Annotated in this window: 19 protein-coding genes and 1 pseudogene; 9 read left to right on the top strand and 11 right to left on the bottom strand. The window is 69.8% G+C overall.

Annotated features, from left to right (window positions below; all coding sequences use genetic code 11):
* Positions 1 to 14: 14 nt before the first annotated feature.
* The 6 genes from ACIRJR_RS04125 to ssd all read right to left on the bottom strand — a co-directional run bounded on the left by ACIRJR_RS04125 (position 15) and on the right by ssd (position 4,857).
* Positions 15 to 395: a TadE family type IV pilus minor pilin gene (locus ACIRJR_RS04125; RefSeq protein ID WP_403773411.1), complete on the bottom strand. Its 381-nt coding sequence runs from the start codon at positions 393 to 395 to the stop codon at positions 15 to 17.
* On the bottom strand, positions 382 to 633 hold the full coding sequence (locus ACIRJR_RS04120) for a DUF4244 domain-containing protein (protein ID WP_403773409.1): 252 nt from the start codon (positions 631 to 633) through the stop codon (positions 382 to 384). Before ACIRJR_RS04120 ends, ACIRJR_RS04125 begins: the two co-directional genes overlap by 14 nt.
* Before the next feature lie 279 nt (positions 634 to 912).
* On the bottom strand, positions 913 to 1,716 hold the full coding sequence (locus tag ACIRJR_RS04115; RefSeq protein ID WP_403773407.1) for a type II secretion system F family protein: 804 nt from the start codon (positions 1,714 to 1,716) through the stop codon (positions 913 to 915).
* Positions 1,713 to 2,531: a type II secretion system F family protein gene (locus ACIRJR_RS04110; RefSeq protein WP_403773815.1), complete on the bottom strand. Its 819-nt coding sequence runs from the start codon at positions 2,529 to 2,531 to the stop codon at positions 1,713 to 1,715. Before ACIRJR_RS04110 ends, ACIRJR_RS04115 begins: the two co-directional genes overlap by 4 nt.
* A gap of 41 nt (positions 2,532 to 2,572) precedes the next feature.
* A complete protein-coding gene (locus ACIRJR_RS04105; RefSeq protein WP_403773405.1) occupies positions 2,573 to 3,721 on the bottom strand; it encodes a TadA family conjugal transfer-associated ATPase in 1,149 nt (382 codons plus the stop codon).
* Complete coding sequence (ssd, locus tag ACIRJR_RS04100) at positions 3,718 to 4,857, bottom strand: septum site-determining protein Ssd (protein WP_403773402.1); 1,140 nt, start codon at positions 4,855 to 4,857, stop codon at positions 3,718 to 3,720. Before ssd ends, ACIRJR_RS04105 begins: the two co-directional genes overlap by 4 nt.
* 500 nt (positions 4,858 to 5,357) lie before the next feature.
* Here ssd and ACIRJR_RS04095 point away from each other — a divergent pair, with 500 nt between their 5' ends.
* Complete coding sequence (locus ACIRJR_RS04095) at positions 5,358 to 6,197, top strand: HAD family hydrolase (protein WP_403773399.1); 840 nt, start codon at positions 5,358 to 5,360, stop codon at positions 6,195 to 6,197.
* 459 nt (positions 6,198 to 6,656) lie between these two features.
* Here ACIRJR_RS04095 and ACIRJR_RS04090 read toward each other — a convergent pair whose 3' ends face one another.
* Complete coding sequence (locus tag ACIRJR_RS04090) at positions 6,657 to 7,481, bottom strand: oxidoreductase (RefSeq protein ID WP_403773396.1); 825 nt, start codon at positions 7,479 to 7,481, stop codon at positions 6,657 to 6,659.
* 102 nt (positions 7,482 to 7,583) lie between these two features.
* Between ACIRJR_RS04090 and ACIRJR_RS04085 the strand changes: the two genes are divergently transcribed.
* Entirely contained in the window at positions 7,584 to 8,579 is a 996-nt protein-coding gene (locus ACIRJR_RS04085) for an ATP-binding protein (RefSeq protein WP_403773393.1), read from the top strand.
* Between the two features lie 28 nt (positions 8,580 to 8,607).
* Here the strand turns inward: ACIRJR_RS04085 and ACIRJR_RS04080 are convergent, their stop codons facing one another.
* On the bottom strand, positions 8,608 to 9,927 hold the full coding sequence (locus ACIRJR_RS04080; protein ID WP_403773390.1) for a hypothetical protein: 1,320 nt from the start codon (positions 9,925 to 9,927) through the stop codon (positions 8,608 to 8,610).
* A gap of 299 nt (positions 9,928 to 10,226) precedes the next feature.
* Between ACIRJR_RS04080 and ACIRJR_RS04075 the strand changes: the two genes are divergently transcribed.
* From ACIRJR_RS04075 to ACIRJR_RS04050, 6 genes and pseudogenes are all read left to right on the top strand, one after another.
* Positions 10,227 to 12,725, top strand: a complete 2,499-nt coding sequence (locus ACIRJR_RS04075) for a SulP family inorganic anion transporter (protein WP_403773386.1) — start codon at positions 10,227 to 10,229, stop codon at positions 12,723 to 12,725.
* A gap of 148 nt (positions 12,726 to 12,873) precedes the next feature.
* Positions 12,874 to 14,927: pseudogene (gene acs / locus ACIRJR_RS04070) on the top strand (acetate--CoA ligase).
* 453 nt (positions 14,928 to 15,380) lie between these two features.
* Positions 15,381 to 16,781, top strand: coding sequence for a Na+/H+ antiporter NhaA (nhaA, locus tag ACIRJR_RS04065; RefSeq protein ID WP_403773383.1), 1,401 nt, complete (start codon positions 15,381 to 15,383; stop codon positions 16,779 to 16,781).
* Positions 16,782 to 16,820: 39 nt separating this feature from the next.
* A complete protein-coding gene (locus ACIRJR_RS04060; protein WP_403773380.1) occupies positions 16,821 to 17,351 on the top strand; it encodes a phage holin family protein in 531 nt (176 codons plus the stop codon).
* Positions 17,348 to 18,325: an alpha/beta fold hydrolase gene (locus ACIRJR_RS04055; RefSeq protein WP_403773376.1), complete on the top strand. Its 978-nt coding sequence runs from the start codon at positions 17,348 to 17,350 to the stop codon at positions 18,323 to 18,325. Before ACIRJR_RS04060 ends, ACIRJR_RS04055 begins: the two co-directional genes overlap by 4 nt.
* Before the next feature lie 104 nt (positions 18,326 to 18,429).
* Complete coding sequence (locus ACIRJR_RS04050) at positions 18,430 to 18,633, top strand: hypothetical protein (protein WP_403773373.1); 204 nt, start codon at positions 18,430 to 18,432, stop codon at positions 18,631 to 18,633.
* Between the two features lie 286 nt (positions 18,634 to 18,919).
* Here the strand turns inward: ACIRJR_RS04050 and ACIRJR_RS04045 are convergent, their stop codons facing one another.
* From ACIRJR_RS04045 to nth, 3 genes are all read right to left on the bottom strand, one after another.
* Positions 18,920 to 20,125 carry a MarP family serine protease gene (locus ACIRJR_RS04045; protein WP_403773370.1) on the bottom strand — a complete coding sequence of 402 codons (1,206 nt, stop codon included), beginning with the start codon at positions 20,123 to 20,125 and terminating at the stop codon, positions 18,920 to 18,922.
* 91 nt (positions 20,126 to 20,216) lie between these two features.
* Positions 20,217 to 20,954, bottom strand: a complete 738-nt coding sequence (locus ACIRJR_RS04040) for an NUDIX hydrolase (RefSeq protein WP_403773367.1) — start codon at positions 20,952 to 20,954, stop codon at positions 20,217 to 20,219.
* A 166-nt stretch (positions 20,955 to 21,120) separates the two neighbouring features.
* Positions 21,121 to 21,912, bottom strand: coding sequence for an endonuclease III (nth, locus tag ACIRJR_RS04035; protein ID WP_403773812.1), 792 nt, complete (start codon positions 21,910 to 21,912; stop codon positions 21,121 to 21,123).
* A gap of 346 nt (positions 21,913 to 22,258) precedes the next feature.
* On the opposite strand from nth, the gene ACIRJR_RS04030 reads away from it, so the two are divergent.
* Positions 22,259 to 22,933, top strand: a complete 675-nt coding sequence (locus ACIRJR_RS04030; RefSeq protein ID WP_031090867.1) for a Crp/Fnr family transcriptional regulator — start codon at positions 22,259 to 22,261, stop codon at positions 22,931 to 22,933.
* The last annotated feature ends 97 nt before the right edge of the window (positions 22,934 to 23,030 follow it).

Below are 23,030 nucleotides of genomic sequence, written 5' to 3'. Positions count from 1 at the left end.
CCTCAGCGTCCTGCTCACGGGTCGGCCCCCACGGTGTCCTCGGCCAGCGCGACTGCCTCGGCACGCAACGTCAGGCCCAACGGGGCGGGTCCCGGCGTCGGTGCCTCCACCCGGACCCGCCACAGGCCACCAGCCCGCTCCACGGCGATCCGGGCCCCGCCCGGCGCCGCCTCCCGAGACGCGGACCGGACCGCCTCCTCCGTCTCCGATCGCGCCGCGGCCCGCGCCCCGGCCCGCGCGGCGTCCACACAGCGAATCTGATCCGCCGCTGCCACCAACGCCCAGACCAGGGCGACCACGAACGCCACCAGCACGGGAAGGGCCATCGCGGCCTCCGCCGTCACCGCTCCGCCATCGCCGCGCCGAGCCTTCCTCGGCACCTCAGAACTTCGCATCCAGGGCTTCCTTGATCAGCGACTGGAGCGCGGACAGCACAGCCCCGCTGGTCACCACCTTGTAGAGGACCGCCGCGAACGCGCAGGCGGCGATGGTCCCGACCGCGTATTCGGAGGTCGTCATCCCTCGGTCGAGACCTCCTCCGCACCGGGCATGTTCACCGAACCGCGCCTCCCAGACCCGACGCAATACACGCAGCGGCTGCCTCATCGACTTCCCGCACATTTCAGCCCCCATGATCACAATTCACGTTGTCTTGTCCGGAACCTCGGACACTCGCATCTCGGTACTTCGGATCTCAGCTCCGCCCTTCGAGCGCGGGCCGGACCCGGCCCGGGCCGCGCTCGACCACGCCCACCCCCGAAGGGACGAGGGTGGGCATCGCCCACACCCGAAGGGACAGGGACGGGCCTCGCCGGCGCCCGACGGGTCAGGGACGGGCCTCGCCGGTGTCCGTCGGCAGGGCCAGGTCACACCGGACCGGGACCGGAGTCCGGCCCCAAGCGCTGCCCGCGCTCATGTGCGGTGCAGGAGGCCCGTCGCCAGTCCGATCACCACCGGTGCGACACCCACCGCCAGAAAGGCGGGCAGAAAGCAGAGACCCACCGGTGCGGTGATCAGCACTGCCGCCCTCTGGGCACGTGCCACAGCCGCACTCGCCCGCTCGGCCCGCATCTCGTCGGCGATCCTGGAAACGGGCTCGGCCGCAGGCGCCCCCGTCGACGCTGCCCGCTCCAGGCAGCGGGCCAGAGGTGCGGCACCCGGTATCTCACCGAACCGGCCCCACGCTTCGGCCGGTTCACCGCCGAGCAGGATCTCGGCCGCCGTGCGGGCCAACCGCTCGCCCACAGGACCCGACATGGACTCCCCGACTGCCTCCGCCGCCTCTCTCGGCCCGGCGCCCGCCGAAATGCAGGACGCCAGCAGATCCGCGGCAAGCGGCAGTTGCCTTGCGACAGCGGCGTCCTCGACTTCCCTCCCGGCGGCTCGGCGCCCCCTTCGGGACCGCTGCCACCGTCGCACTCCCCACGCCGCCACGAGGCCGGCACCGCAGCCGACTGCCCCGCCGACGAGGATCCAGCCGGTGGCCCAGGCAGCCAGGAACACCGTCCACCCCTGAGCACGCGTCCCGCCCGACGCCCACAGGTCACGCCATCCGCGCTTCGGCCGCTTCCCGCAGGATCTGGTCAGTAGCTCCCCACGTCTCCGTATCGCTCGCTCACGCCGTCGGACACCGACCGAGTGGGTGAGATACACGACCGCGCCCAGCACCACCCCGGCGGGCCCCAGGTGTTCCCCCGACCCGGTCAACCCGCTCATGCCTCCCCCGTCCGCACGATCCGTGTTGCCCAGAGCAGCCCCGCGGCCTCCAGCAGAGCCCCCGTGGCCAGGCAGACCAGCCCGCCCGGGCTGTGGAGCAGAACCTGCAGCGGGTCCGCCCCGAGTGCTGCCCCCAGGCCCAGCCCGACCACCGGCAGCAAAGCCAGGACCGCGACGGTCGACCACGCACCCGCCAGTTGTGCTCGCAGCTCCTCCCGCCGGCGCCTTTCGCCCCTCAGCGCGCTCTCCAGGCGCGCCAGACCTGCCGCGAGACCAGCTCCGCCGTCCACTGCTACCCGCCAGCAGGCGGCCATCCCCGCCAGCCCTTCGAGGCCTGGGCCGTCGGCTGCCTTGCGCAGCGCACCCGGAACATCGCCGCCGAATCGCGCGGCGGCAAGAACCGCGGACTCGGCCGCTCCCAGCGCGTCGGCGTCATGCACAGCGGCGAGCAAGGCCTCTCCGGGCTCACGCCCTGCGCGCAGTTCGCCCACCACCGCCCCGCAGAGCGACGTCACCGCGTCCACGGCCCTCTCCCTCTCACGCCCCCGTGCCCTCCGCAGCAGCCACCGGCGCACCAGGGGGACCGCCACGGCTCCCGCGAGCAGGGGAAGCACCGAGTCACCCAGAGCGGCGAGAAGAGCCGCCACAGGGGCACACAGCCATTCCCTCCGCCCGTCGAAGAGCGTGCGGAGCTTCTCCCCCGCCGTCGAGCTCCAACGGGCCTCCCGCCCCCGTCGCATCAGGGTCCGGGCTCGTCCGGCCCCGGGGTCCCTCGCCACGGCCAGGCTGCCTGCCAGGCCGGCACAGCCCGCCATCACCCAAGCCGGCCCCTGCGTCAGGGCTTCGGATCCCGCCGTCACACCTCCTCCCCGATCAGCGCGCCGAGCCGCTCCCTGCCCGGCCCAGGCACGAATCCGTCCCTGCTCCAGCGGAGCGCGGGCACCGTGATGACCATGCCTGTGGAGTCCCGCTCGAGCACGTGCACCTCGGCAAGCCTTCGTTGTCCGCCCCTGTCACGCACGAGGTGAAGGACCACGGACAGGGCCGCTGCCAACTGGCTGTGCAGGGCCGCCCGGTCAAGACCGGCGGCCGTCCCGAGCGCCTCCAGGCGCGCGGGAACGTGCTCGGCGGCATTGGCGTGGACTGTGCCGCACCCGCCTTCGTGTCCCGTGTTGAGCGCCGCCAGAAGCTCCGTCACCTCGGCACCCCGGACCTCTCCGACCACCAGCCGGTCGGGCCGCATACGCAACGCCTGGCGCACGAGGTCCCGCAGCGTCACGCGCCCAGCTCCTTCCTGATTGGCTGGACGCGACTCCAGGCGCACGACGTGCGGGTGATCGGGGCGCAGCTCCGACGAGTCCTCGGCCAGCACGATGCGCTCCCGTTCACCCACCGCTCCCAGCAGACTTGACAGCAGAGTGGTCTTGCCCGCGCCGGTTCCTCCACTGATCAGGTACGAGACCCTGGCCCCGACCAGCGCTCCCAACAGCCGGTCGCCACCGGACGGGATCGTCCCCGCCGCCACGAGCTCAGCCAGGGTGAAGGCCCTGGGCCGCACCACTCGCAGCGAGAGGCATGTCGAGCCCACGGACACAGGCGGCAGGACCGCGTGCATGCGCGTCCCGTCCGGCAGCCGTGCGTCCACCCATGGCCGGGCGTCGTCCAGTCGGCGGCCCGCTACCGCTGCAAGCCTCTGGGCCAGCCGCCGGACAGCCGCCGCGTCCTGAAAGGTGACCCGGGTCAGCTCGAGTCCGCCACCGCGGTCCACCCATACCCGGTCCGGAGCGGACACCAGCACATCGCTCACCTCCGGATCTGCCAGCAGCCGTTCCAGCACACCCGTGCCGACGAGTTCGCCACGCAGTTCCTCGGCCGCACCGAGAACTTCCGCGTCACCGAGCAGGCGGCCCTGTTCCCTCAGCGCGGCAGCCACCCCCGCGGGAGTGGGCGCCGTACCACTGCGGGCCAGTCGTTGGCGCACGGCGTCGAGCAGCGCATCGGTCATGAGGTCTCACCCCAGGAGGACCGGGCCGGGACGCCGTCGAAACGGCCGGGAGAATCCGCCAGTTCCCAGAAGGCCGTACAGAAGCGGGCCAACGCGCCACGAGAATCCCCGCCGGGGGGCATGCCTTTGTCCTGGGCGGCGGGCAACCCCGCCTCCACGGGCAGTTCACCGACGAGAGGCAGTCCGAGCGCCTGGGCTACCCACTGCTCGTCCAGACCGGCCGTATAGGGGCCCCGGGCGACGATCCGTAGGTCCTCCAGGACCATCCCGACCGCCGCCGCCACGCGTTGCGCCGCCGCGACCGCTCTCAGTTCACCGGGCACGACCATCAGCCCGACGTCCAACTGCGCGAGCGCTTCCGCGACGCCTTCGTCGACCCGCCGTGGCAGGTCCACGACGACCACCCCGCCGAGCCGACGTGCCGCGGCGAGCACCGACCGCATGGCCTGCGGCGGCACGATCACCTCGTCGTCCCGGCCCCAACTCAGCACGCGCAGCCCGTGCAACGCCGGCAGGGCCTCCTCCAGGGCCCCTCCGCCCACCCTTCCCTTCGAGCGTGCGAAATCCGGCCACCGCAGGCCCTGCGATTCCTCACCGCCGAGCAGCACGTCGATGCCACCGCCCAACGGATCACCGTCGATCAGCATGGTCCGTCGGCCCGATCGCGCCGCCGTCACAGCCAGCGCGCAGGCCAGCGTGGACGCGCCGGAGCCGCCACGTCCCCCCATCACTCCCACCGTCAGCGCGGACCGGCCCACGCCCTCCACCGCGTTGGCGATCTGATCGACGAGCCAGCTCTCCGAATCGGGCAGTCTCAGCACGTATTCGGCCCCGATCTCCACCGCGCGGCGCCATACGTCGGGGTCATCCTGGTCCCGCCCGACGAGCATGACGCCAGGCCTGCGGGTCGTCCCCCGGCACCGCGACGCCGCGTCGTCACCCACCAGGACCATCGGCGCCCGCTCCCACCCGCCCTTCTCAGCCGGAGGCCCATGACGCACCTCGGGTACCGCCCCGGCCGCGGCGCACAGCCTGAGCAGATCATCGAGCAGCCCCGCTTCCTCGGTCACGATCAACGGACCGCACCGACGCCCCTCGGCCGTCGGCAGCCCTTCGCTCGCGAAAGATCCAGCCACGATCTCCGCCCCCTTCTCACTGTCCCTTCAGTGCGGTTTCGCGGGGATCTCGAACGCTACCGAGATGCGCGATTCCGGAACCCACGGACTTCGTGGGTGGAATCAACATGCAGCCCCTCGGAAAAACATGTGGATCTTGCTCAAAAACTGTGGACAACCACAGCGTTGTGAATATCTCCGTAGCTCGTACAGGGGACACCGGAGCGCAGCCCTTTCGCTACGCCAGGTGACGAGGCATGATCGGTACGAGACCCGCGAGAGACGGGCAGCCGAGAGCGACAAGAGAGGCCGGACGTCCACCCTGAGCCGGAAAACGCATCCGGACATGCGACGACCCCCGCCGGGGGGGAGAGCGGGGGTCGTCCCCACGGCCGACTCGGGGGGGGGAGGAGTCGGACCGGGTTAGCACGGTCGCGAACGATCCGTGACTTCCATGGTGTACCCGAGCACCTTCTCAGGCAAACCCACCCGCCGGACTTTACGCCGAATGGCGGGCCCCTATGCTCACCTTTGTGGAAAACTGCTTCTCGCCGCGCACAGCAGCCTTCTTTGACCTGGACAAGACGGTCATTGCGAAGTCATCGACACTGACCTTCAGCAAGTCCTTCTATCAAGGCGGGCTGATCAACCGCCGCGCCGTACTGCGCACCGCGTACACACAGTTTGTGTTCCTTGCCGGGGGCGCCGATCACGACCAGATGGAGCGGATGCGTGACTACCTGTCGGCGCTCTGCAAGGGATGGAACGTCCAACAGGTCAAGGATCTCGTCGCCGAGACCCTGCACGAGCTGATCGACCCGATCATCTACGACGAGGCGGCGACACTCATCGAAGAACACCACACCGCCGGGCGCGATGTGGTCATCGTTTCGACCTCCGGCGCCGAAGTCGTCGAGCCGATCGGGGAACTGCTCGGCGCCGACCGGGTCGTGGCGACCCGGATGGTCGTGGGAGAGGACGGCTGCTTCACGGGCGAGATCGAGTACTACGCCTATGGGCCCACCAAGGCCGAGGCGGTCAGGGCGCTCGCCGCATCGGAGGGCTACGACCTGTCGCGTTGCTACGCGTACAGCGACTCCGCCACCGACGTGCCCATGCTGGAATCAGTGGGCTATCCGCACGCCGTGAACCCTGACCGGGCACTGCGCCGCGAGGCCACGTTGCGAGGATGGCCGATTCTCACCTTCGACCGGCCGGTACGGCTCAAACAGCGTCTTCCCGCGTTCTCGATGCCGCCGCGGCCGGCACTTGTGGCAGCCGCCGCGGTGGGAGCCGCCGCCGTCACAGCCGGACTGGTCTGGTACGCCAATCGCCGCCGCGCCGCGGCACTCACCACCTGACGAGGCTGCGGCCCGTCGGCCGCAGCCTCGTCAGGCCCTCGCGGCCACGGCCAACCGCCTTCAACGCCCAACCCGTCCCTATTTGAACGCAAAAGTAAAGAAGTGGGGCCAGGGCTTCCACTCACCCTGGTCGTGGAGTACAAAGGATTCAACGGCCCGCGAGACCAGGGACATCCGAGAGGATCACCTTTTCACGCACACATGGCCCCACGGACCGAGCACGAAAGCCGAGCACCCACGCGACGTCGACCCGTCGATTACGGGCCAGCCGCACCAGGTGACGGGCAGCGATCCCGACCTGATGGGCATACACCGAGGACGCTTGGTAACTGGGCGGACGTGCCAGCGGCGGTACCGGAACCGGTACCGCCGCAACCCTTTTCCGGAGACCGCCTTCCCGAAGACCGCCACTCGCGGCCGCGCCACGGAAAGCCGGTCCGGACCTCTCGGGCGATGCGCTCAGGCCGCGCCGCGCTGCAGCGCCTCACACACCGCCGTGGACTCCCTGACCCCCAGCCCGACCGAGCGCCCGCAGTGGGCGATCCAGGCAGCCATCCCCTCCGGCCTCCCCGAGAGGTACCCCTCGAACGCCGCCACATAGGCCGCGCGCCCCTGCTCCGCATGACCGACCTCCGCAGGGCAGATCGACTTGGGGTCCAGCCCACTGCCGATCAGCACGATCCGCTCGGCGGTACGGGCGACCAAGCCGTTGTGCGAGCCGAACGGGCGCAGCGCCAGCAGTTCACCGTGCACGACCGCCGACGTCACGAGGGCGGGCGCCGAGCTGCCGGCGATGACCAGCTCGGACAGCCCCTCGAGCCGGCCGGACACCTCGGCGGCGTCCGGGGCGGGCACCTCGATCAACGGCTCGTCGACCCGCTCACCCGCGAGCCGGGGCCTGCCGACCGTGTCGTCGGGGGTCACGCCACCGGCCGCCACCAGATGCAGCCGGGCCAGCACCCGCAGTGGCGACTGCCGCCAGATGGAGAGCAACTGCCCAGCCTCCGCCGTGAGCCTGAGGGCTGCACCGACGACGCGGGCCTCGTCCTCACCACTGAAGTCCGTACGCCGACGCACCTCCTCGAGATTCCAGTCAGCACCCGAGAGCGCCGCGGAACCGCGAGCACCTCGAAGGGCCGCCTCCGCCGTCACCTCGTTACTGCGGCGCCGCATGACCCGGTGCCCGTACACCCTGTCCACAGCCTTGCGCACGGAGTCCACCGCGTCGGCGACGCCCGGCAGGTCACCCAGGGCGGCAAGCGGGTCCGAGGAAGTCGTACTCATAAGTAGGGAGGCTACGCGCCCCGCGCGCGGATGCTGTCCGGGAGTGGCCTTCTTCACGAAGGTCGACAGCACTGAGCGATTGGACCGCTACCCTAGGTGAACATGAAGATCGCTTTCGTGGGGAAGGGCGGCAGCGGCAAGACAACGCTGTCCTCGCTCTTCATCCGCCACCTCGCTGCCAACGAAGCCCATGTCATCGCCGTGGACGCCGACATCAACCAGCACCTCGGGGCCGCTCTCGGCCTGGACGAGAGGGAGTCCGCCGCACTGCCGGCCATGGGCTCCCAGCTACCCCTCATCAAGGACTACCTCCGCGGAAGCAACCCCCGCATCGCCTCTTCCGCGACGATGATCAAGACAACTCCTCCGGGAGAGGGCTCCCGGCTTCTGCGTGTCCGCGAGGACAACCCCGTCTACGACGCCTGCGCCCGTACGGTCCGGCTCGACGACGGCGACATCCGGCTGATGGCCACCGGCCCGTTCACCGAGACCGATCTCGGCGTCGCCTGCTACCACTCCAAGGTCGGGGCGGTCGAACTCTGCCTCAACCACCTGGTCGACGGTCCGGACGAGTACGTCGTGGTCGACATGACGGCGGGATCGGACTCGTTCGCGTCAGGGATGTTCACCCGCTTCGACATGACGTTCCTCATCGCCGAACCGACACGGAAGGGCGTCTCCGTCTACCGGCAGTACAAGGAGTACGCGCGGGACTTCGGCATCGCCCTGAAGGTGGTGGGCAACAAGGTGCAGAGCGCGGACGATCTCGACTTCCTGCGGGACGAGACCGGCGACGACCTGCTGGTCACCGTCGGCCAGTCCGACTGGGTACGGACGATGGAGAAGGGCCGCCCCGCCCCGTTCGAGCTGCTGGAGGCGGACAATCGCATGGCCCTTCAGGCCCTGCAGGACGCCGCAGAGGACTCGTACGAGTTCCGCGACTGGGAGCGGTACACGCGGCAGATGGTGCACTTCCACCTGAAGAACGCCGAGAGCTGGGGCAATGAGAAGACGGGCGCCGACCTGGCAGCCCAGGTCGACCCCGCCTTCGTCCTGCATGAGCACCGCGCGGAGAGTGGCGCCGCCCAGCCGGCCTGACCGGACGGAGCAGCGCCGGGGGCGCCCCCTACTCCGCGCTCCTGTCAGCCCCCTTGCCTGCCGGCTGATCCGTCGGCCCGGCGGGCACGGGGCTGCCCGCAGGGTTGACCGGAGCCGTTCCCGTGAGGAACGCGGCCCAGCCCGACTCGGGCTCCTGCCCCACCTTCAGCGTCCCGAGCTTCGCGAGCGTCGCGGGATCCTGCGCGTCCAGCCAGTCGGTGAGCTGCCGGAAGGACACACATTGCACATCCCGCTGGGTGCACACCGTCTTGATCGTCTCCTCGACCGCACGCATGTAGGTGCCGCCGTTCCAGGATTCGAAGTGATTGCCGATGATCATCGGAGCGCGGTTCCCGTTGTAGGCACGGTCGAATGCCTGGAGCAGACCGTCCCGCATCTGGCTGCCCCAGTACTCGTGCTTGTCGGGGTCGCCCTGCGTCGTCGTACCGGACTGGTTGAACATGAAGTTGTAGTCCATCGAGAGAGTCTCGAACGCGCGGCCGGGTACGGGGACGAGTTGCAGGGGGAGATCCCAGAGCCCGTCCTTCTTCGCAGGCCAGACCTGGTTTCCGACACCACTGGAGTCGTAGCGGAATCCCATGGTCCGTGCGGCTGCGACCATGTTCTTCTGGCCCTCCAGGCACGGGGTGCGGGCGCCGATCAGCTCCTTGTCGTAGTCGAAGGGCAGCGGCGCTTCGGCCTTGAGGGCCGGGGCGTTGGACTTCCAGCTCTTCACGAACGACTTCGCCTGGTCGATCTCGCTCTTCCACTCCTCGACCGACCAGGTGCCCACGCCTCCGTCCGGCCCGCAGAAGTGCCCGTTGAAATGGGTGCCGATCTCGTTGCCGTCCAGCCAGGCGGCGCGCAGCTCCTTCAGCGTGTGGCGAATTCCCTCGGTGTCGTTGAACCCGATGTCGGAGCGGCCCGCCGAGTGCTGGGGCGGGTCGTAGAGCGCCCTTTTCTCCTCCGGCAAGAGGTACACGCCGCTCAGGAAGTACGTCATCCTGGCGTCGTACTTCTTCGCGACCTCGCGGAAGTGCGAGAACAGCTTCTGGCTGTCCTCACCCGCGCCGTCCCAGGAGAACACCACGAACTGCGGAGGCTTCTGACCGGGCTTGAGGCGCTTCACCGCGGGGAGTTTCGGCTGGGCCCCCGTGAAGGCGGTGGAACCGTCACCGATGAGGTCGAACGCCCCCTTCGGCGCCGCGGCCGGAGAGTTCGCCGGGGCCGACCTCTTCCCGAGGCCTGGGCCCGCGGCCCCGGTCCCAGGACCCGAACAGCCGGCGAGGCCGGCGACCAGGGCCGTGACCACGGCACCCAGAGCGATCCGTTTCGTGGCGGCCATCATCCGCCCACCCTCTTCCTTGCAGGATTCGTGCGGTCAAGTGCTGACACGGCGCGGCCAACCTCACACGCAGCCCGGAGGGAATCAGTACGACAAGCCGGATGAAAAGCTGCTTATTCACTTGAATGAGTGACTCTATGGGCTATTTGATCGAAAGCATGGACACCCTTCTTTACTCTCCATTACTATTCATTTACGGAGAGTTGAGAAATCCCGCCGCTATACCCCACCGCCGCACGCCGTGACCCACGGCCGCCGTCACTCACATACCGCGACCGCGCTGCCCCGGAGGAGACGGGAACATGTCTGCCTGCGTCCCTGCCCGCAACGACCAATCACCCCGAAGTCGACGCACTTCCAGCGCCTCGGGGCTCAAGCGCCCGCACAGTCCGCCACCGCCTCGTCGTGGACGCAATCGCGTCTCGGGCGCGGATCTGTCCGCATCGATCACGGTCTTTCTGATCGCCGTTCCCATGTCCCTCGGCCTCGCCGTCGCCATGGACGCCCCCCTCGCCGCCGGCCTTGTCTCGGCCGCGATCGGCGGCATCGTCGCCGGCCTGCTGGGCGGCACCCCACTCCAGGTCAGTGGGCCTTCCGCCGGACTGACCGTGGTCACCGCCGAGTTGATCCAGGTCTACGGCTGGCGCACCACGTGCGCGATCACCATCGGGGCAGGGCTCCTGCAGATCCTGCTGGGCTCGCTGAAGGCAGCCCGCAGCGCCCTTGCCGTCAGTCCCGCCATCGTGCACGGCACGCTCGCGGGTATCGGTGTGGCCATCGCTCTCGCCCAGATGCACATCGTGCTCGGGGGAGCACCGCAGAGTTCCGCACTCGACAACGCCCTCTCGCTACCGGCCCACCTGGCTGAGTCCGAACCGGCGGCTCCCCTGGTCGGAGCCCTGACGATCGTCCTGCTGATCGTGTGGCCACGCCTGCCCGGGCGCATCGGAGCGTCGCTGAGCAGAATTCCTGCCGCGCTGGCCGCCGTGGTCGTCGCGACTGCCGTCGCCGCCGCGGCAACTCCCGGGATCGCCCGGGTGGATCTTCCGTCATGGCGCTCGCACGCGCTGCCCGAGATGCCCCAGGGGCCGGTCGCCGCGCTGGCCGCGGCGGTGTTCACGGTCATGCTCGTGGCCAGTCTCGAATCACTGCTCGCCGCGGTCTCCGTGGACAAACTGGCTGCGGACCGGTCGAACGCCGCACCGAAGAACGGGTCCCCTCCACCGGCGCCGGTCAAGCGATCCGACCTCGACCGGGAGCTCCGGGCCCAAGGAGTCGCCAATACGCTCTCGGGGCTGGCCGGGGGGCTCGCCGTGTCCGGCGGCGCCGTGCGGAGTTCCGCGAACGTACGGGCCGGTGCGGAAAGCCGTGCCTCGACGGTGCTGCACGGTGTCTGGGTCCTGCTGGCGGCCATGCTGCTGGTCACCGCCCTCGAGTGGATTCCCCTGGCGGCGCTCGCCGCCCTCGTGATGGTGGTCGGCATCCAGATGGTCAGCTTCGCCCACATCCGAAAAGTCCACAGGCACCGGGAGTTCCTGGTCTACGGCGCGACGATCAGCGGTGTGATCCTCGCCGGTGTGCTCGAAGGCGTGGCGATCGGAATCATCGTGGCGGTGGCAGTCGCGCTTCACCGGCTGGCCCGGACACGGATCACCGTGACGGAGCAGGACGGCCGCTACCACGTCGTCGCTCGCGGGCAGTTGACCTTCCTGGCCGTCCCTCGCCTCAGCCGCCTGCTCGGACGGCTCCCGCACGGGGTCGACGCCGTGGTCGAGCTGGACGGCTTCTTCATGGACCACGCCGCGTACGAAACGATCCAGGACTGGTACGCGGCACAGACCGCGATGGGCGGCCGGATCGAGTTCACCGGGCGATCGGGAGGCCGGATCGCCGAGCCCGCGTCGGCCGCCCACTCCTGTTGCCGCCCATGGACACCCTGGCGCAACCATCATTGCCACGACCGGAGCTCCGCACCGACCACCGCGCCGCCGGCCCCGCACACCGTCTCGAAGTCCTGGCCCACGGATCCGACTCCCTCCTCCCCTCACAGGACCGGGGCCCATCGGCTGCTCAACGGGCTGAGTTCGTTTCAACGCACCACCGCCCCGCTGGTTCGCGAGGAACTGGCCCGGCTGGCTGCCGAAGGACAGCGACCTTCGCAGCTCTTCCTCACCTGCGCCGACTCCCGCCTGGTCACCAGCATGATCACTGCGAGCGGACCCGGCGATCTCTTCACCGTGCGGAACGTGGGAAATCTGGTGCCACCGCCGGACACCGGCAGCGAGACGAGCAACGACGACTCGGTGGCAGCGGCCATCGAATACGCCGTGGACGTGCTTGAGGTCGAGTCCATCACCGTCTGTGGCCACTCCGGATGCGGGGCGATGCAGGCCCTGTTGGGAGCGGCGCCGGAGACTCCCCGGACACCTCTGTGGCGCTGGCTGCGGCACGGCCTGCCCAGTCTGGAGCGCATGCGCTCCCGCCACCACTCCTGGGCACGCATCGCCGGACGTTTGCCGGCCGACGCGGTGGAGCAGCTCTGCCTGACCAACGTGGTCCAGCAGCTGGAGCACCTGCGCGCACACGAGTCGGTGGCTCGCCGGGTCGCGGCAGGCACCCTGCAACTGCACGGCATGTACTTCCATGTCGGTGAGGCACAGGCCTATCTGCTGACCGAGGGCGCCAGTTCCGGAACGGGGCCCGACGAGGTCTTCGCCCGGGTCGCCCCTGGCGCCGAATGGAGTGCGGAGCCCGACTCCGAAGCCCTGCTCACCGCCCCCGGCACCACCGTCGGGGCCTGAACCGCTCACCTGCCCGGTCCGTGAGACCTTGTGGGCCCGCCTTCGCGACGCGCATCGCTGCTTGCGAAGGCGGGACCTGCGGCCCCTAACACGAGGCATAGGTCTAAACCAATTTCCGGCAGACACTTGTCACCTGGCCCGCGGCCTGATGAGCTGTCCCCCGGACACAACGGACACCCTGGGAATGGGAGATGTCGTGAGCAACGAAAGCCTGGCCAATCTGCTCAAGGAGGAGACCGCAGCATGAGCGAGCCTTCCTCTCTCTCCAATCTGCTCAAGGAGGAGCGGCGGTTCGCACCGCCTGCCGATCTGGCCGCGAACGCCAACGTGACAGCGGAGGCGTACGAGCAGGCCGAGGCGGACAGGCTGGGCTTCTGGGCCGAGCAGGCCCGCCGCCTGACCTGGGCCACGGAACCGACCGAGACGCTCGACTGGAGCAACCCGCCCTTCGCGAAGTGGTTCGCGGACGGCAAGCTCAACGTCGCGTACAACTGCGTGGACCGTCACGTCGAGGCGGGCAACGGCGACCGGGTCGCCATCCACTTCGAGGGTGAGCCCGGCGACAGCCGAGCGATCACCTACGCGGAGCTGAAGGACGAGGTCTCCCGCGCCGCCAACGCCCTCACCGAACTCGGCGTCGGCAAGGGCGACCGGGTCGCCGTCTACCTGCCGATGATCCCCGAGGCCGCCGTCGCGATGCTGGCCTGCGCGCGCATCGGCGCAGCGCACTCCGTGGTCTTCGGCGGCTTCTCCGCCGACGCCATCGCCGCCCGCATCCAGGACGCCGACGCCAAGGTCGTCATCACCTCCGACGGCGGCTACCGCCGCGGGAAGCCTTCGGCACTCAAGCCCGCCGTCGACGACGCCGTCTCCCGCCTGGACAGCGTGGAGCACGTCCTCGTGGTCCGGCGCACCGGTCAGGACACCGCCTGGAACGAAGGCCGGGACGTCTGGTGGCACGAGATCACCGCCAGGCAGTCGGCCGAGCACACGCCGGAGGCCTTCGACGCGGAGCAGCCGCTCTTCGTGCTCTACACCTCAGGCACCACAGGTAAGCCCAAGGGCATCCTGCACACCTCCGGTGGCTACCTGACCCAGACGGCCTACACCCATCACGCGGTCTTCGACCTCAAGCCCGAGACCGATGTGTACTGGTGCACCGCCGACATCGGCTGGGTGACCGGACACTCCTACATCGTCTACGGTCCGCTGGCCAACGGGGCCACCCAGGTCATGTACGAGGGCACGCCCGACACACCTCACCAGGGCCGCTTCTGGGAGATCGTCCAGAAGTACGGGGTCACGATCCTCTACACCGCGCCGACCGCGATCCGGACATTCATGAAGTGGGGGGACGACATCCCCGCGAAGTTCGACCTCTCCTCGCTGCGGGTCCTGGGTTCGGTCGGTGAGCCGATCAACCCCGAGGCGTGGATCTGGTACCGCAAGCACATCGGCGCCGACACCTGTCCGATCGTGGACACCTGGTGGCAGACCGAGACCGGCGCCATGATGATCTCGCCGCTCCCCGGGGTCACCGAGACCAAGCCCGGATCCGCCCAGCGCGCCCTGCCCGGCATCTCGGCCACCGTCGTCGACGACGAGGCCCACGAGGTACCCGACGGCGGGGGCGGCTACCTCGTCCTCACCGAGCCGTGGCCGTCGATGCTCCGCACCATCTGGGGCGACGACCAGCGCTTCATCGACACCTACTGGTCACGCTTCGAGGGCAAGTACTTCGCGGGCGACGGTGCCAAGAAGGACGAGGACGGCGACATCTGGCTCCTCGGCCGGGTCGACGACGTCATGCTCGTGTCCGGCCACAACATCTCGACCACCGAGGTCGAGTCGGCCCTCGTCTCGCACCCGTCGGTCGCCGAGGCCGCCGTAGTGGGCGCGAACGACGAGACGACCGGTCAGGCCATCGTCGCCTTCGTCATCCTGCGCGGCACCGCCACCGCCTCCGAGGAGCTCGTCGCCGAACTCCGCAACCACGTCGGCACCACGCTCGGGCCCATCGCCAAGCCCAAGCGCGTCCTGCCGGTGGCAGAGCTGCCCAAGACCCGATCCGGCAAGATCATGCGCCGCCTCCTGCGCGACGTCGCCGAGAACCGTGAACTGGGAGACGTCACCACGCTGACGGACTCCTCGGTCATGTCCCTCATCCAGACGCAGCTGCCCTCCGCCTCCTCCGAGGACTAGGAGAAGGCGGAGAGCCGGGAGGACCAGCGGCCCGAACGGTCGCGGGCAGACGGGCGAGGGTTCGCGGGCAGACGGGCGAGGGTGGGCAGGCACACTCCAGCCCCCGGACAGGTCGTTCGCACACCGTAGGGGCATCCGGGATCAGCCCGGGTGCCCCTACCGGCGCTCAGGAGGGCAGCATGCCGTTGCCCACGCCGGGCCGCTCCGGTTCCATGCCGCCGGGCGGCGGGCACCGGAGCCGGATACGTTTTCGATGCCCCAGGTAGAGTGGTGCTCTCCTCAGCGCGACACCTCGGCCGAGCGTCTCGGACGAGTACGTCCATGCTGGAGGAGGTCAGCACGAGCACACCGCGACAACTTCACAAAAGATCTCCACAGGGGCGCCGGGAAGTCTGGTCGGCATGTGAGTCCGTCATGCCACCACTGCCGTAATCCGACCCCGGAGGTCTTCTCGTGGTTCCGCCCCTCCCCCCGTCCGGCCGCCGCACGTTGTTCGGCCGGCTCACCCTCCCCGAGCGCAACTACGTCGCGGAGGCCCTGCGCGCCGAGACGGTGGGCGGCATCATCCTGCTGGCCGCGGCCGTAGCCGCGCTGGTCTGGGCGAACACATTCGGCTCCAGTTACGCATCCGTCAGTTCCTTCCACTTCGGTCCGGAGACGCTGGGGCTCGATCTCTCGGTGGCCCACTGGGCGGCCGACGGACTGCTCGCCGTGTTCTTCTTCGTCGCCGGCGTCGAACTCAAGCGCGAGCTGGTGGCCGGCGAACTCCGTGACCCCCGTGCCGCAGCCCTGCCCGTCGCCGCCGCACTCTGCGGCATGGCCGTCCCGGCACTCGTCTACACGCTGACCGCCGGGCTCGGTGGAGGGAGTCTCGGGGGCTGGGCCGTCCCCACCGCCACCGACATCGCGTTCGCGCTCGCCGTACTCGCGGTCATCGGCACCTCGCTGCCGGCGGCGCTCCGCGCCTTCCTGCTGACGCTCGCCGTCGTCGACGACCTCTTCGCCATCCTCATCATCGCGGTCTTCTTCACCGAGAGCATCGACTTCCTCGCCCTCGGGGGCGCAGCGGTCGGTCTGGTCGTGTTCTACGTGCTGCTGCGCACGGGAGTGCGGGGCTGGTACGTCTACGTGCCGCTCGCTCTGGTCATCTGGGGACTGATGTACAACAGCGGCGTCCACGCCACGATCGCGGGCGTCGCCATGGGCCTCATGCTCCGCTGCACCCGGCGGGAAGGCGAGGCGCATTCCCCGGGCGAGCACATCGAGCACCTGGTGCGCCCTCTGTCGGCCGGTGTCGCGGTGCCGCTCTTCGCCCTCTTCTCGGCCGGCGTCACCCTCAAGGGCGATGCCCTGGCCGGAGTCTTCACCCGGCCCGAAACGCTCGGAGTGGTCCTCGGTCTGATCGTCGGCAAGACCGTCGGCATCTTCGGCGGCACCTGGCTCGTCACCCGCTTCACCAAGGCCGAGCTGAACAAGGACCTGGCCTGGGCCGATGTCTTCGCGGTCGCCACGCTGGCCGGTATCGGCTTCACCGTTTCGCTGCTCATCGGGGAACTCGCCTTCGCCGGCGACGAGGAAATGATCAACGAGGTCAAGGCGGCGGTGCTCATCGGTTCCCTGATTGCCGCCGTACTCTCCGGTGTACTGCTCAAACTGCGGGTACGCAGATACAAGGCGCTGTACGACGCCGAGGAACTCGACGCGGACGAGTCGGGAATACCCGACGTCTACGAACAGGACGACCCGGAGTACCACCTGCGCATGGCAGCGATCTACGAGAAGAAGGCTGCCGAGCACCGCCGCCGTGCCGAACAGACGGGGGCAGCGAGCAGCAAGCCGGACAGTCCGGCATGATCTGACATCGGATGTACGGAAGAGAAGAGGGAGTCAGGGATGAGCGACCCCGGCAACTACGCGGGCAGCACCGACCGTAGTCTCGGACAGCTGTTCGCCTCGGCCACCGCCGAGATGTCCGCGCTGGTGCACGACGAGATCGCCCTGGCGAAGGCCGAGGTGCGTGAGGACGTCAAGCGCGGTGTGATCGGCAGCGTGGCGTTCATCGTCACGGGTGTGCTGATCCTGTTCGCGATCCCCGTGCTCAGCTTCGCCGCTGCCTACGGGATCCACAATCTCGGGCTCGGTCTCGCCTGGTCGTTCCTGATCGTCGGCGGTGCCTTCATCCTGCTGGGGATCCTGCTCGCCCTCTTCGGGCTCGCCAAGTTCAAGAAGGTCAAGCCGCCGGAGAAGTCGATCGCTTCGGCCAAGCAGACCGCGGCGGTCCTGCAGGGCGTCAAGCCGCACCCCCGCCCCGTGGTCACCGCACACGCGATCGAGCAGGCGCAGGGCAGCACCCTGTCGGGCAAGGCCATCGAGAGCCGGCCTGTCCAGGACAAGGCTCTCCCTGTGACACGCTCCTCCACATGACCGACCCCGATTACAGCGCATCCGGCCCGGTGGGGCCGCTGGGGCCGGCTGCCGGTTCCGGCAGCCCCGTCCGGCTCGACGGGCCCTGGACCCACCGCGACGTGGCCGCCAACGGCGCCCGCTTCCACATCGCCGAGCTCGGTGACGGGCCGCTGGTTCTGCTGCTGCACGGATTCCCGCAGTTCTGGTGGACCTGGCGTCATCAGCTGACCGCCTTGGCCGACGCCGGGTACCGTGCGGTCGCGATGGACCTGCGCGGGGTCGGCGGCAGCGACCGCACGCCCCGCGGCTACGACCCGGCGAATCTGGCGCTCGACGTCACCGGCGTGATCCGTTCGCTCGGTGAGCCGGACGCGGCGCTCGTGGGACACGACATGGGGGGCTACCTCGCGTGGACCGCCGCGGTGATGCGCCCCAAGCTGGTGCGGCGGCTCGTCGTCTCGTCCATGCCGCATCCGCGCCGCTGGCGTTCCTCGATGCTCTCGGACCTCGCGCAGTCACGGGCCGGCTCACACATCTGGGGCTTTCAGCGGCCATGGGTTCCGGAACGTCAGCTGGTGGCGGACGACGCCGCGTTGGTGGCACGGCTGATCCGCGACTGGGCGGGGCCACACACTCCGGACTTCCCCGACGACAAGACCGTGGACGTCTACCGCCGCGCCATGTGCATCCCCTCGACGGCGCACTGCTCGATCGAGCCGTACCGCTGGATGGTGCGTTCCCTGGCACGCCCGGACGGCGTCCAGTTCAACCGACGGATGAAGCGGCCGGTGCGCGTACCGACGCTGCACCTCCACGGCTCACTCGATCCGGCGGTCCGGACCCGTAGTTCAGCGGGGTCGGGCGAGTACGTCGAGGCGCCCTACCGATGGCGACTTTTCGACGGTCTGGGGCACTTCCCCCACGAGGAGGATCCGGCCGGGTTCTCGACCGAACTCATCAACTGGCTCAAGGACCCCGAGCCCGACCGGTAGCCGAGGGACACAGGTGTCCGACGAACAGCCAATTGCCTGCCGCATAAGCCAATTGGCTGACTCGCGCGCGATTACCGACCTTGGGTGCCGGGCAGACGTCGGGTATGGGCTGGACGCGCGACTTCAATGACGCAGCACGCAACCGCCGCTCGACCGCTCTTGCTGGTCCGAGCATTCACGAGGGGGACGGCTCGCGGAGCCGGGTGCACGATGTGAGCGATTTCCATGATCTGCGGCTGGGTATCCCGCGCATCCTCCACCGCCGGGCCCGCTGGGTCTCGGCGCGGCTGCGCCATCCCCGCGGATGACGTAGTCAACCGCGGTAGGAACACACCACGCGAAGGCCCCGGACCGTTCAGGTCCGGGGCCCGTGCGTGATATCCACGCGGCAGCGGACCGCCGTCCGTCCGGGGCCGGTTCCCGTCCGTCCGGGACCTGTCCCCCTCCGTACGGGGCCGGTTCCCATGCGTACGGCCGGCCGGCACCTCTCCAGCCCGTCGTGAAGGCACCGGCAGTGCGGGCGCCCGGGATGCATACGACTGCGTACGGTCCCGGGGCCCGCAGAGCCGACCGGCACCGGTCGGTCGCGGGGCCTCAGAGCGCGCAGCCCTGGCTGTCGACCTGCTGGACCGCGGACTTGCCGGCCTCGATGTCCTGGCGGATCTCGTCGCCCGTCAGCGCGTAGCCCGTGTCCGGGTCGTCGAGCGACTTGGCGAACACCACTCCGTACACCTCTCCGTCCGGAGTGAGCAGTGGACCGCCGGAGTTGCCCTGGCGCACCGTCGCGAAGAGTGAGTACACATCCCGCCGCACGGTGCCCCGGTGGTAGATGTCCGGGCCGTTGGCGTCGATACGGCCCCGGATGCGGGCGGACCGCACGTCGTAGGCGCCGTTCTCCGGGAATCCGGCGACGATGGCGCTGTCACCGCTCCGCGCGTCGTCGTCGGGGTCGGTGAAGCGCAGCGGTGCGGCGTCCAGGTCAGGGACGTCCAGTACGGCGATGTCGCGCTGCCAGTCGTAGAGGACGACCTTGGCGTCGTACAACCGGCCCTCGCCGCCGATCTGGACGGTCGGTTCGTCGACGCCGCCGACCACGTGGGCGTTGGTCATCACCCGGCGGTCGGAGAAGACGAAGCCGGTCCCTTCGAGCACCTTGCCGCAGCCGGGTGCCATGCCGACGACCTTCACGATGGACTTCTTGGCCCGGGCGGCGACAGGGCTGCCGACCAGCGCGGGGTCGGGGGGCTCCACCTCGGTGATGGGCTCGTTGGCGAAGGGGCTGAAGACCTGCGGGAAACCGTTCTGCGCCAGGACGGAGGAGAAGTCCGTGAACCAGGTGGAGGCCTGATCGGGCATCACCCGGGACACCCCGAGCAGGACCGAGGAGCTGCGGACCTCCTTGCCCAGGGTGGGCAGTGACGTACCGGCGAGCGCGGAGCCGATGAGCCAGGCGACCAGGAGCATGGCCACCACGTTGACCAGGGAGCCGCCCGTGGCGTCCAGGGCGCGCGCCGGCGACCAGGTGATGTACCTGCGGAGCCTGTTGCCGAGGTGCGTGGTGAACGCCTGGCCCACCGAGGCACACACGATCACGATCACGACCGCCACGATGGCTGCGGTGGAGGAGACCTCCGACCCGTCGGTCGCCTGGTCCCAGATGACCGGCAGCAGGTAGACGGCCACGAGACCGCCGCCCAGAAAGCCGATCACGGACAGGATGCCGACGACGAAACCCTGGCGATAACCGATGACCGCGAACCACACGGCGCCGACGAGCAGCAGGATGTCCAGCACGTTCACCGTCTATAGCCTCGCAGATTCGTCGCCTGGCCCGTCCGGTTCGACGGGGTCCGGGCCGGCCCCGGAACAGCGCAGCACGGGGGTCAGCCTGTCATGCGCGCCAGTCGAGCGGCACCTGCCTGGTCCGGTCCCAGGGGCGTTCCCATCCCGCGTAGTGCACGATCCTGTCGATCACACCGGCTGTGAATCCCCAGACCAGTGCGGATTCGACCAGAAATGCCGGGCCCTGGTGGCCGCTCGGATGGACGGCTGTCGCGCGGTTGGCCGGATCCGTGAGATCCGCCACGGGGGCGGTGAAGACCCGCGCGGTCTCGGCCGGATCGACGGCGCCCACCGGGCTGGGCGTCCGCCACCAGCCGAGGACGGGCGTCACGACGAAGCTGCTCACGGGGATGTAGAGCCGGGGGAGGACACCGAAGAGCTGGACCCCGCTCGGATCGAGTCCGGTCTCCTCCTCGGCCTCCCGCAGCGCCGCCCTGAGCGGCCCGGTGGTCATGTGGTCGCCGTCCTCGGGGTCGAGGGAGCCTCCGGGGAACGACGGCTGGCCGGCGTGGGAGCGCAGGGTCCCGGAACGCTCCATGAGGAGCAGCTCCGGACCGCGCTCCCCTTCGCCGAAGAGGATCAGGACGGCGGACTGGCGCCCGGCGCCGCTCTCCGGCGGGAGGAAGCGGCTCAGCTGCCGGGCCTGCACCGTCTGCGCCGCGTGGGCCACGGGCTCGAGCCAGGCGGGCAGGCCGTCGGTGGAGACGGTGAGCGGGCTGTCGCCGCGCGTGCCCTTCCCCGTGGTGGCCGCGTCGGCCGCGGCCCGTGTCCTCTGTGCGTGCGTCATGGGCACCCCCGTCCTTCCAACGCCTGTCGTCGGTGTTTTCGTTCCGCGCGACCTCGCCCCCGGGGCGGGGAAGGGCACCGCTCACTCCCCTCCCCGACGAGCCGCTCGCCCCTCGCCTCGGCGCGCTGCTCACCTCTCCTTCCCGCGGACCGGGAAGGGCGGCCGCTCATCCGGCTCCCAGCGGCGGGGCGGGGATGCCCGGGTAGTCCGGCGGCGGACTGAGCCGCTGGCCCGGATAACCGCCCATCTCGTACTTCAGGAGCTTCTTCGCCTTCTCGGGATCCGTCTCGCCCTCTCCGTAGGCGGGGCAGAGAGCGGCGATGGGGCAGGCGCCGCAGGCCGGCTTGCGGGAGTGGCAGATGCGGCGGCCGTGGAAGACCACGCGGTGCGAGAGCATCGTCCACTCGCTCTTCGGGAAGATCGCCGCGATGTCCGCCTCGACCTTCTCCGGGTCCTCCTGCTCGGTCCACTTCCAGCGGCGGACCAGCCGGCCGAAGTGCGTGTCCACCGTGATGCCGGGCACCCCGAAGGCGTTGCCGAGGACCACGTTGGCCGTCTTGCGCCCGACACCGGGCAGCTTCACGAGATCCACCAGCCGGCCGGGGAGCTCGCCCGCGAAATCGTCCCTCAGGGCGGCGGACAGCCCCATGAGAGACCGCGCCTTCGCCCGGAAGAAGCCGGTCGGACGGATGATCTCCTCCAACTCCTCGGGAACGGCGGCGGCCATGTCCTCCGGTGTGGGATAGGCGGCGAAGAGGGCGGGGGTGGTCTGGTTGACCCTCAGGTCGGTGGTCTGGGCGGAGAGGACCGTGGCCACCAGGAGCTCGAAGGGGTTACGGAAGTCCAGCTCGGGGTGGGCGTACGGATAGACCTCGGCGAGTTCGCGGTTGATCCGGCGGGCGCGGCGGACCATCGCGAGACGCGACTCCGGCTTCGCGCGTCCGCCCCGCGGTTCCAGGGGTGCGTCCGACGGCTTCGCGGACTTCTCCGGCGCCGCCTTCGTCGAGCGGTTCGCGGCTTTCTTCCCTCTTCGTACACCCTGTTCGCCCACAGCGGAATTCTCGTCTCCCGACACCCCATCAGCCCCCTTGGCCTGCGCTCTCACCGGCGATCCGGACACCCGGCCAGCCTAGAGCCAGGGACTGACATCCGCCCCGGTCACCGCGTATCCACGCCCAATCGGCCCCCTGCCGTAGGGTCCGGCACGCCCGTGCGTCAAACTGGTTTGTGATCGATCGCACTGTTTTACCGTCCGGCATCATGGAAACCACGCTTCCCTGAACAGGCCGACAAGGAGAGAACTCGTGGACGACGTTCTGCGGCGCGCCCCGCTTTTCGCGGCGCTCGATGACGAGCAGGCCGCGGAGCTCCGCGCCTCGATGAGTGAGGTGACCCTCGCGCGCGGCGACGCGCTGTTCCACGAGGGCGACCCGGGTGACCGCCTGTACGTGGTCACCGAGGGCAAGGTGAAGCTCCACCGCACCTCGCCCGACGGGCGGGAGAACATGCTGGCCGTCCTCGGCCCCGGCGAGCTGATCGGGGAGCTGTCGCTCTTCGACCCGGGCCCGCGCACCGCCACAGCGTCGGCGCTCACCGAGGTCAAGCTCCTCGGCCTCGGTCACGGAGACCTCCAGCCCTGGCTGAACGCACGTCCCGAGGTGGCCACCGCGCTGCTGCGCGCTGTCGCACGCCGGCTGCGCAAGACCAACGACCAGATGTCCGACCTGGTCTTCTCCGATGTGCCGGGCCGCGTCGCCCGTGCGCTCCTCGACCTGTCGCGCCGCTTCGGCGTGCAGTCGGAAGAGGGCATCCACGTCGTGCACGACCTGACGCAGGAAGAGCTCGCCCAGCTGGTCGGCGCCTCCCGCGAGACGGTCAACAAGGCGCTCGCGGACTTCGCGGGCCGCGGCTGGCTCCGGCTCGAGGCGCGCGCCGTGATCCTGCTGGACGTGGAGCGGCTGGCGAAGCGCTCCCGCTGACGCCTCGGCCTGTGCGCGGTGGCCGGACGGCGGCCGCGGCAGGACACCGTCACCGAGGAAGGCCCCACCCGCGGTGGGGCCTTTCGCGTACGGCCGG

This window comes from Streptomyces sp. NPDC102402, assembly GCF_044765765.1.
Lineage (GTDB): Bacteria > Actinomycetota > Actinomycetes > Streptomycetales > Streptomycetaceae > Streptomyces.
The sequence above is the reverse complement of the archived record's forward strand: the minus strand, read 5'-3'. Positions and strand labels throughout refer to the sequence as shown.

Coding starts and splice junctions, on each gene's coding strand:
- ACIRJR_RS04125 (WP_403773411.1), bottom strand. CDS start 395: ATGCGAAGTTCTGAGGTGCCGAGGAAGGCTCGGCGCGGCGATGGCGGA.
- ACIRJR_RS04120 (WP_403773409.1), bottom strand. CDS start 633: ATGGGGGCTGAAATGTGCGGGAAGTCGATGAGGCAGCCGCTGCGTGTA.
- ACIRJR_RS04115 (WP_403773407.1), bottom strand. CDS start 1,716: ATGAGCGGGTTGACCGGGTCGGGGGAACACCTGGGGCCCGCCGGGGTG.
- ACIRJR_RS04110 (WP_403773815.1), bottom strand. CDS start 2,531: ATGGCGGGCTGTGCCGGCCTGGCAGGCAGCCTGGCCGTGGCGAGGGAC.
- ACIRJR_RS04105 (WP_403773405.1), bottom strand. CDS start 3,721: ATGACCGATGCGCTGCTCGACGCCGTGCGCCAACGACTGGCCCGCAGT.
- ACIRJR_RS04095 (WP_403773399.1), top strand. CDS start 5,358: ATGCTCACCTTTGTGGAAAACTGCTTCTCGCCGCGCACAGCAGCCTTC.
- ACIRJR_RS04090 (WP_403773396.1), bottom strand. CDS start 7,481: ATGAGTACGACTTCCTCGGACCCGCTTGCCGCCCTGGGTGACCTGCCG.
- ACIRJR_RS04085 (WP_403773393.1), top strand. CDS start 7,584: ATGAAGATCGCTTTCGTGGGGAAGGGCGGCAGCGGCAAGACAACGCTG.
- ACIRJR_RS04080 (WP_403773390.1), bottom strand. CDS start 9,927: ATGATGGCCGCCACGAAACGGATCGCTCTGGGTGCCGTGGTCACGGCC.
- ACIRJR_RS04075 (WP_403773386.1), top strand. CDS start 10,227: ATGTCTGCCTGCGTCCCTGCCCGCAACGACCAATCACCCCGAAGTCGA.
- ACIRJR_RS04060 (WP_403773380.1), top strand. CDS start 16,821: ATGAGCGACCCCGGCAACTACGCGGGCAGCACCGACCGTAGTCTCGGA.
- ACIRJR_RS04055 (WP_403773376.1), top strand. CDS start 17,348: ATGACCGACCCCGATTACAGCGCATCCGGCCCGGTGGGGCCGCTGGGG.
- ACIRJR_RS04050 (WP_403773373.1), top strand. CDS start 18,430: ATGGGCTGGACGCGCGACTTCAATGACGCAGCACGCAACCGCCGCTCG.
- ACIRJR_RS04040 (WP_403773367.1), bottom strand. CDS start 20,954: ATGACGCACGCACAGAGGACACGGGCCGCGGCCGACGCGGCCACCACG.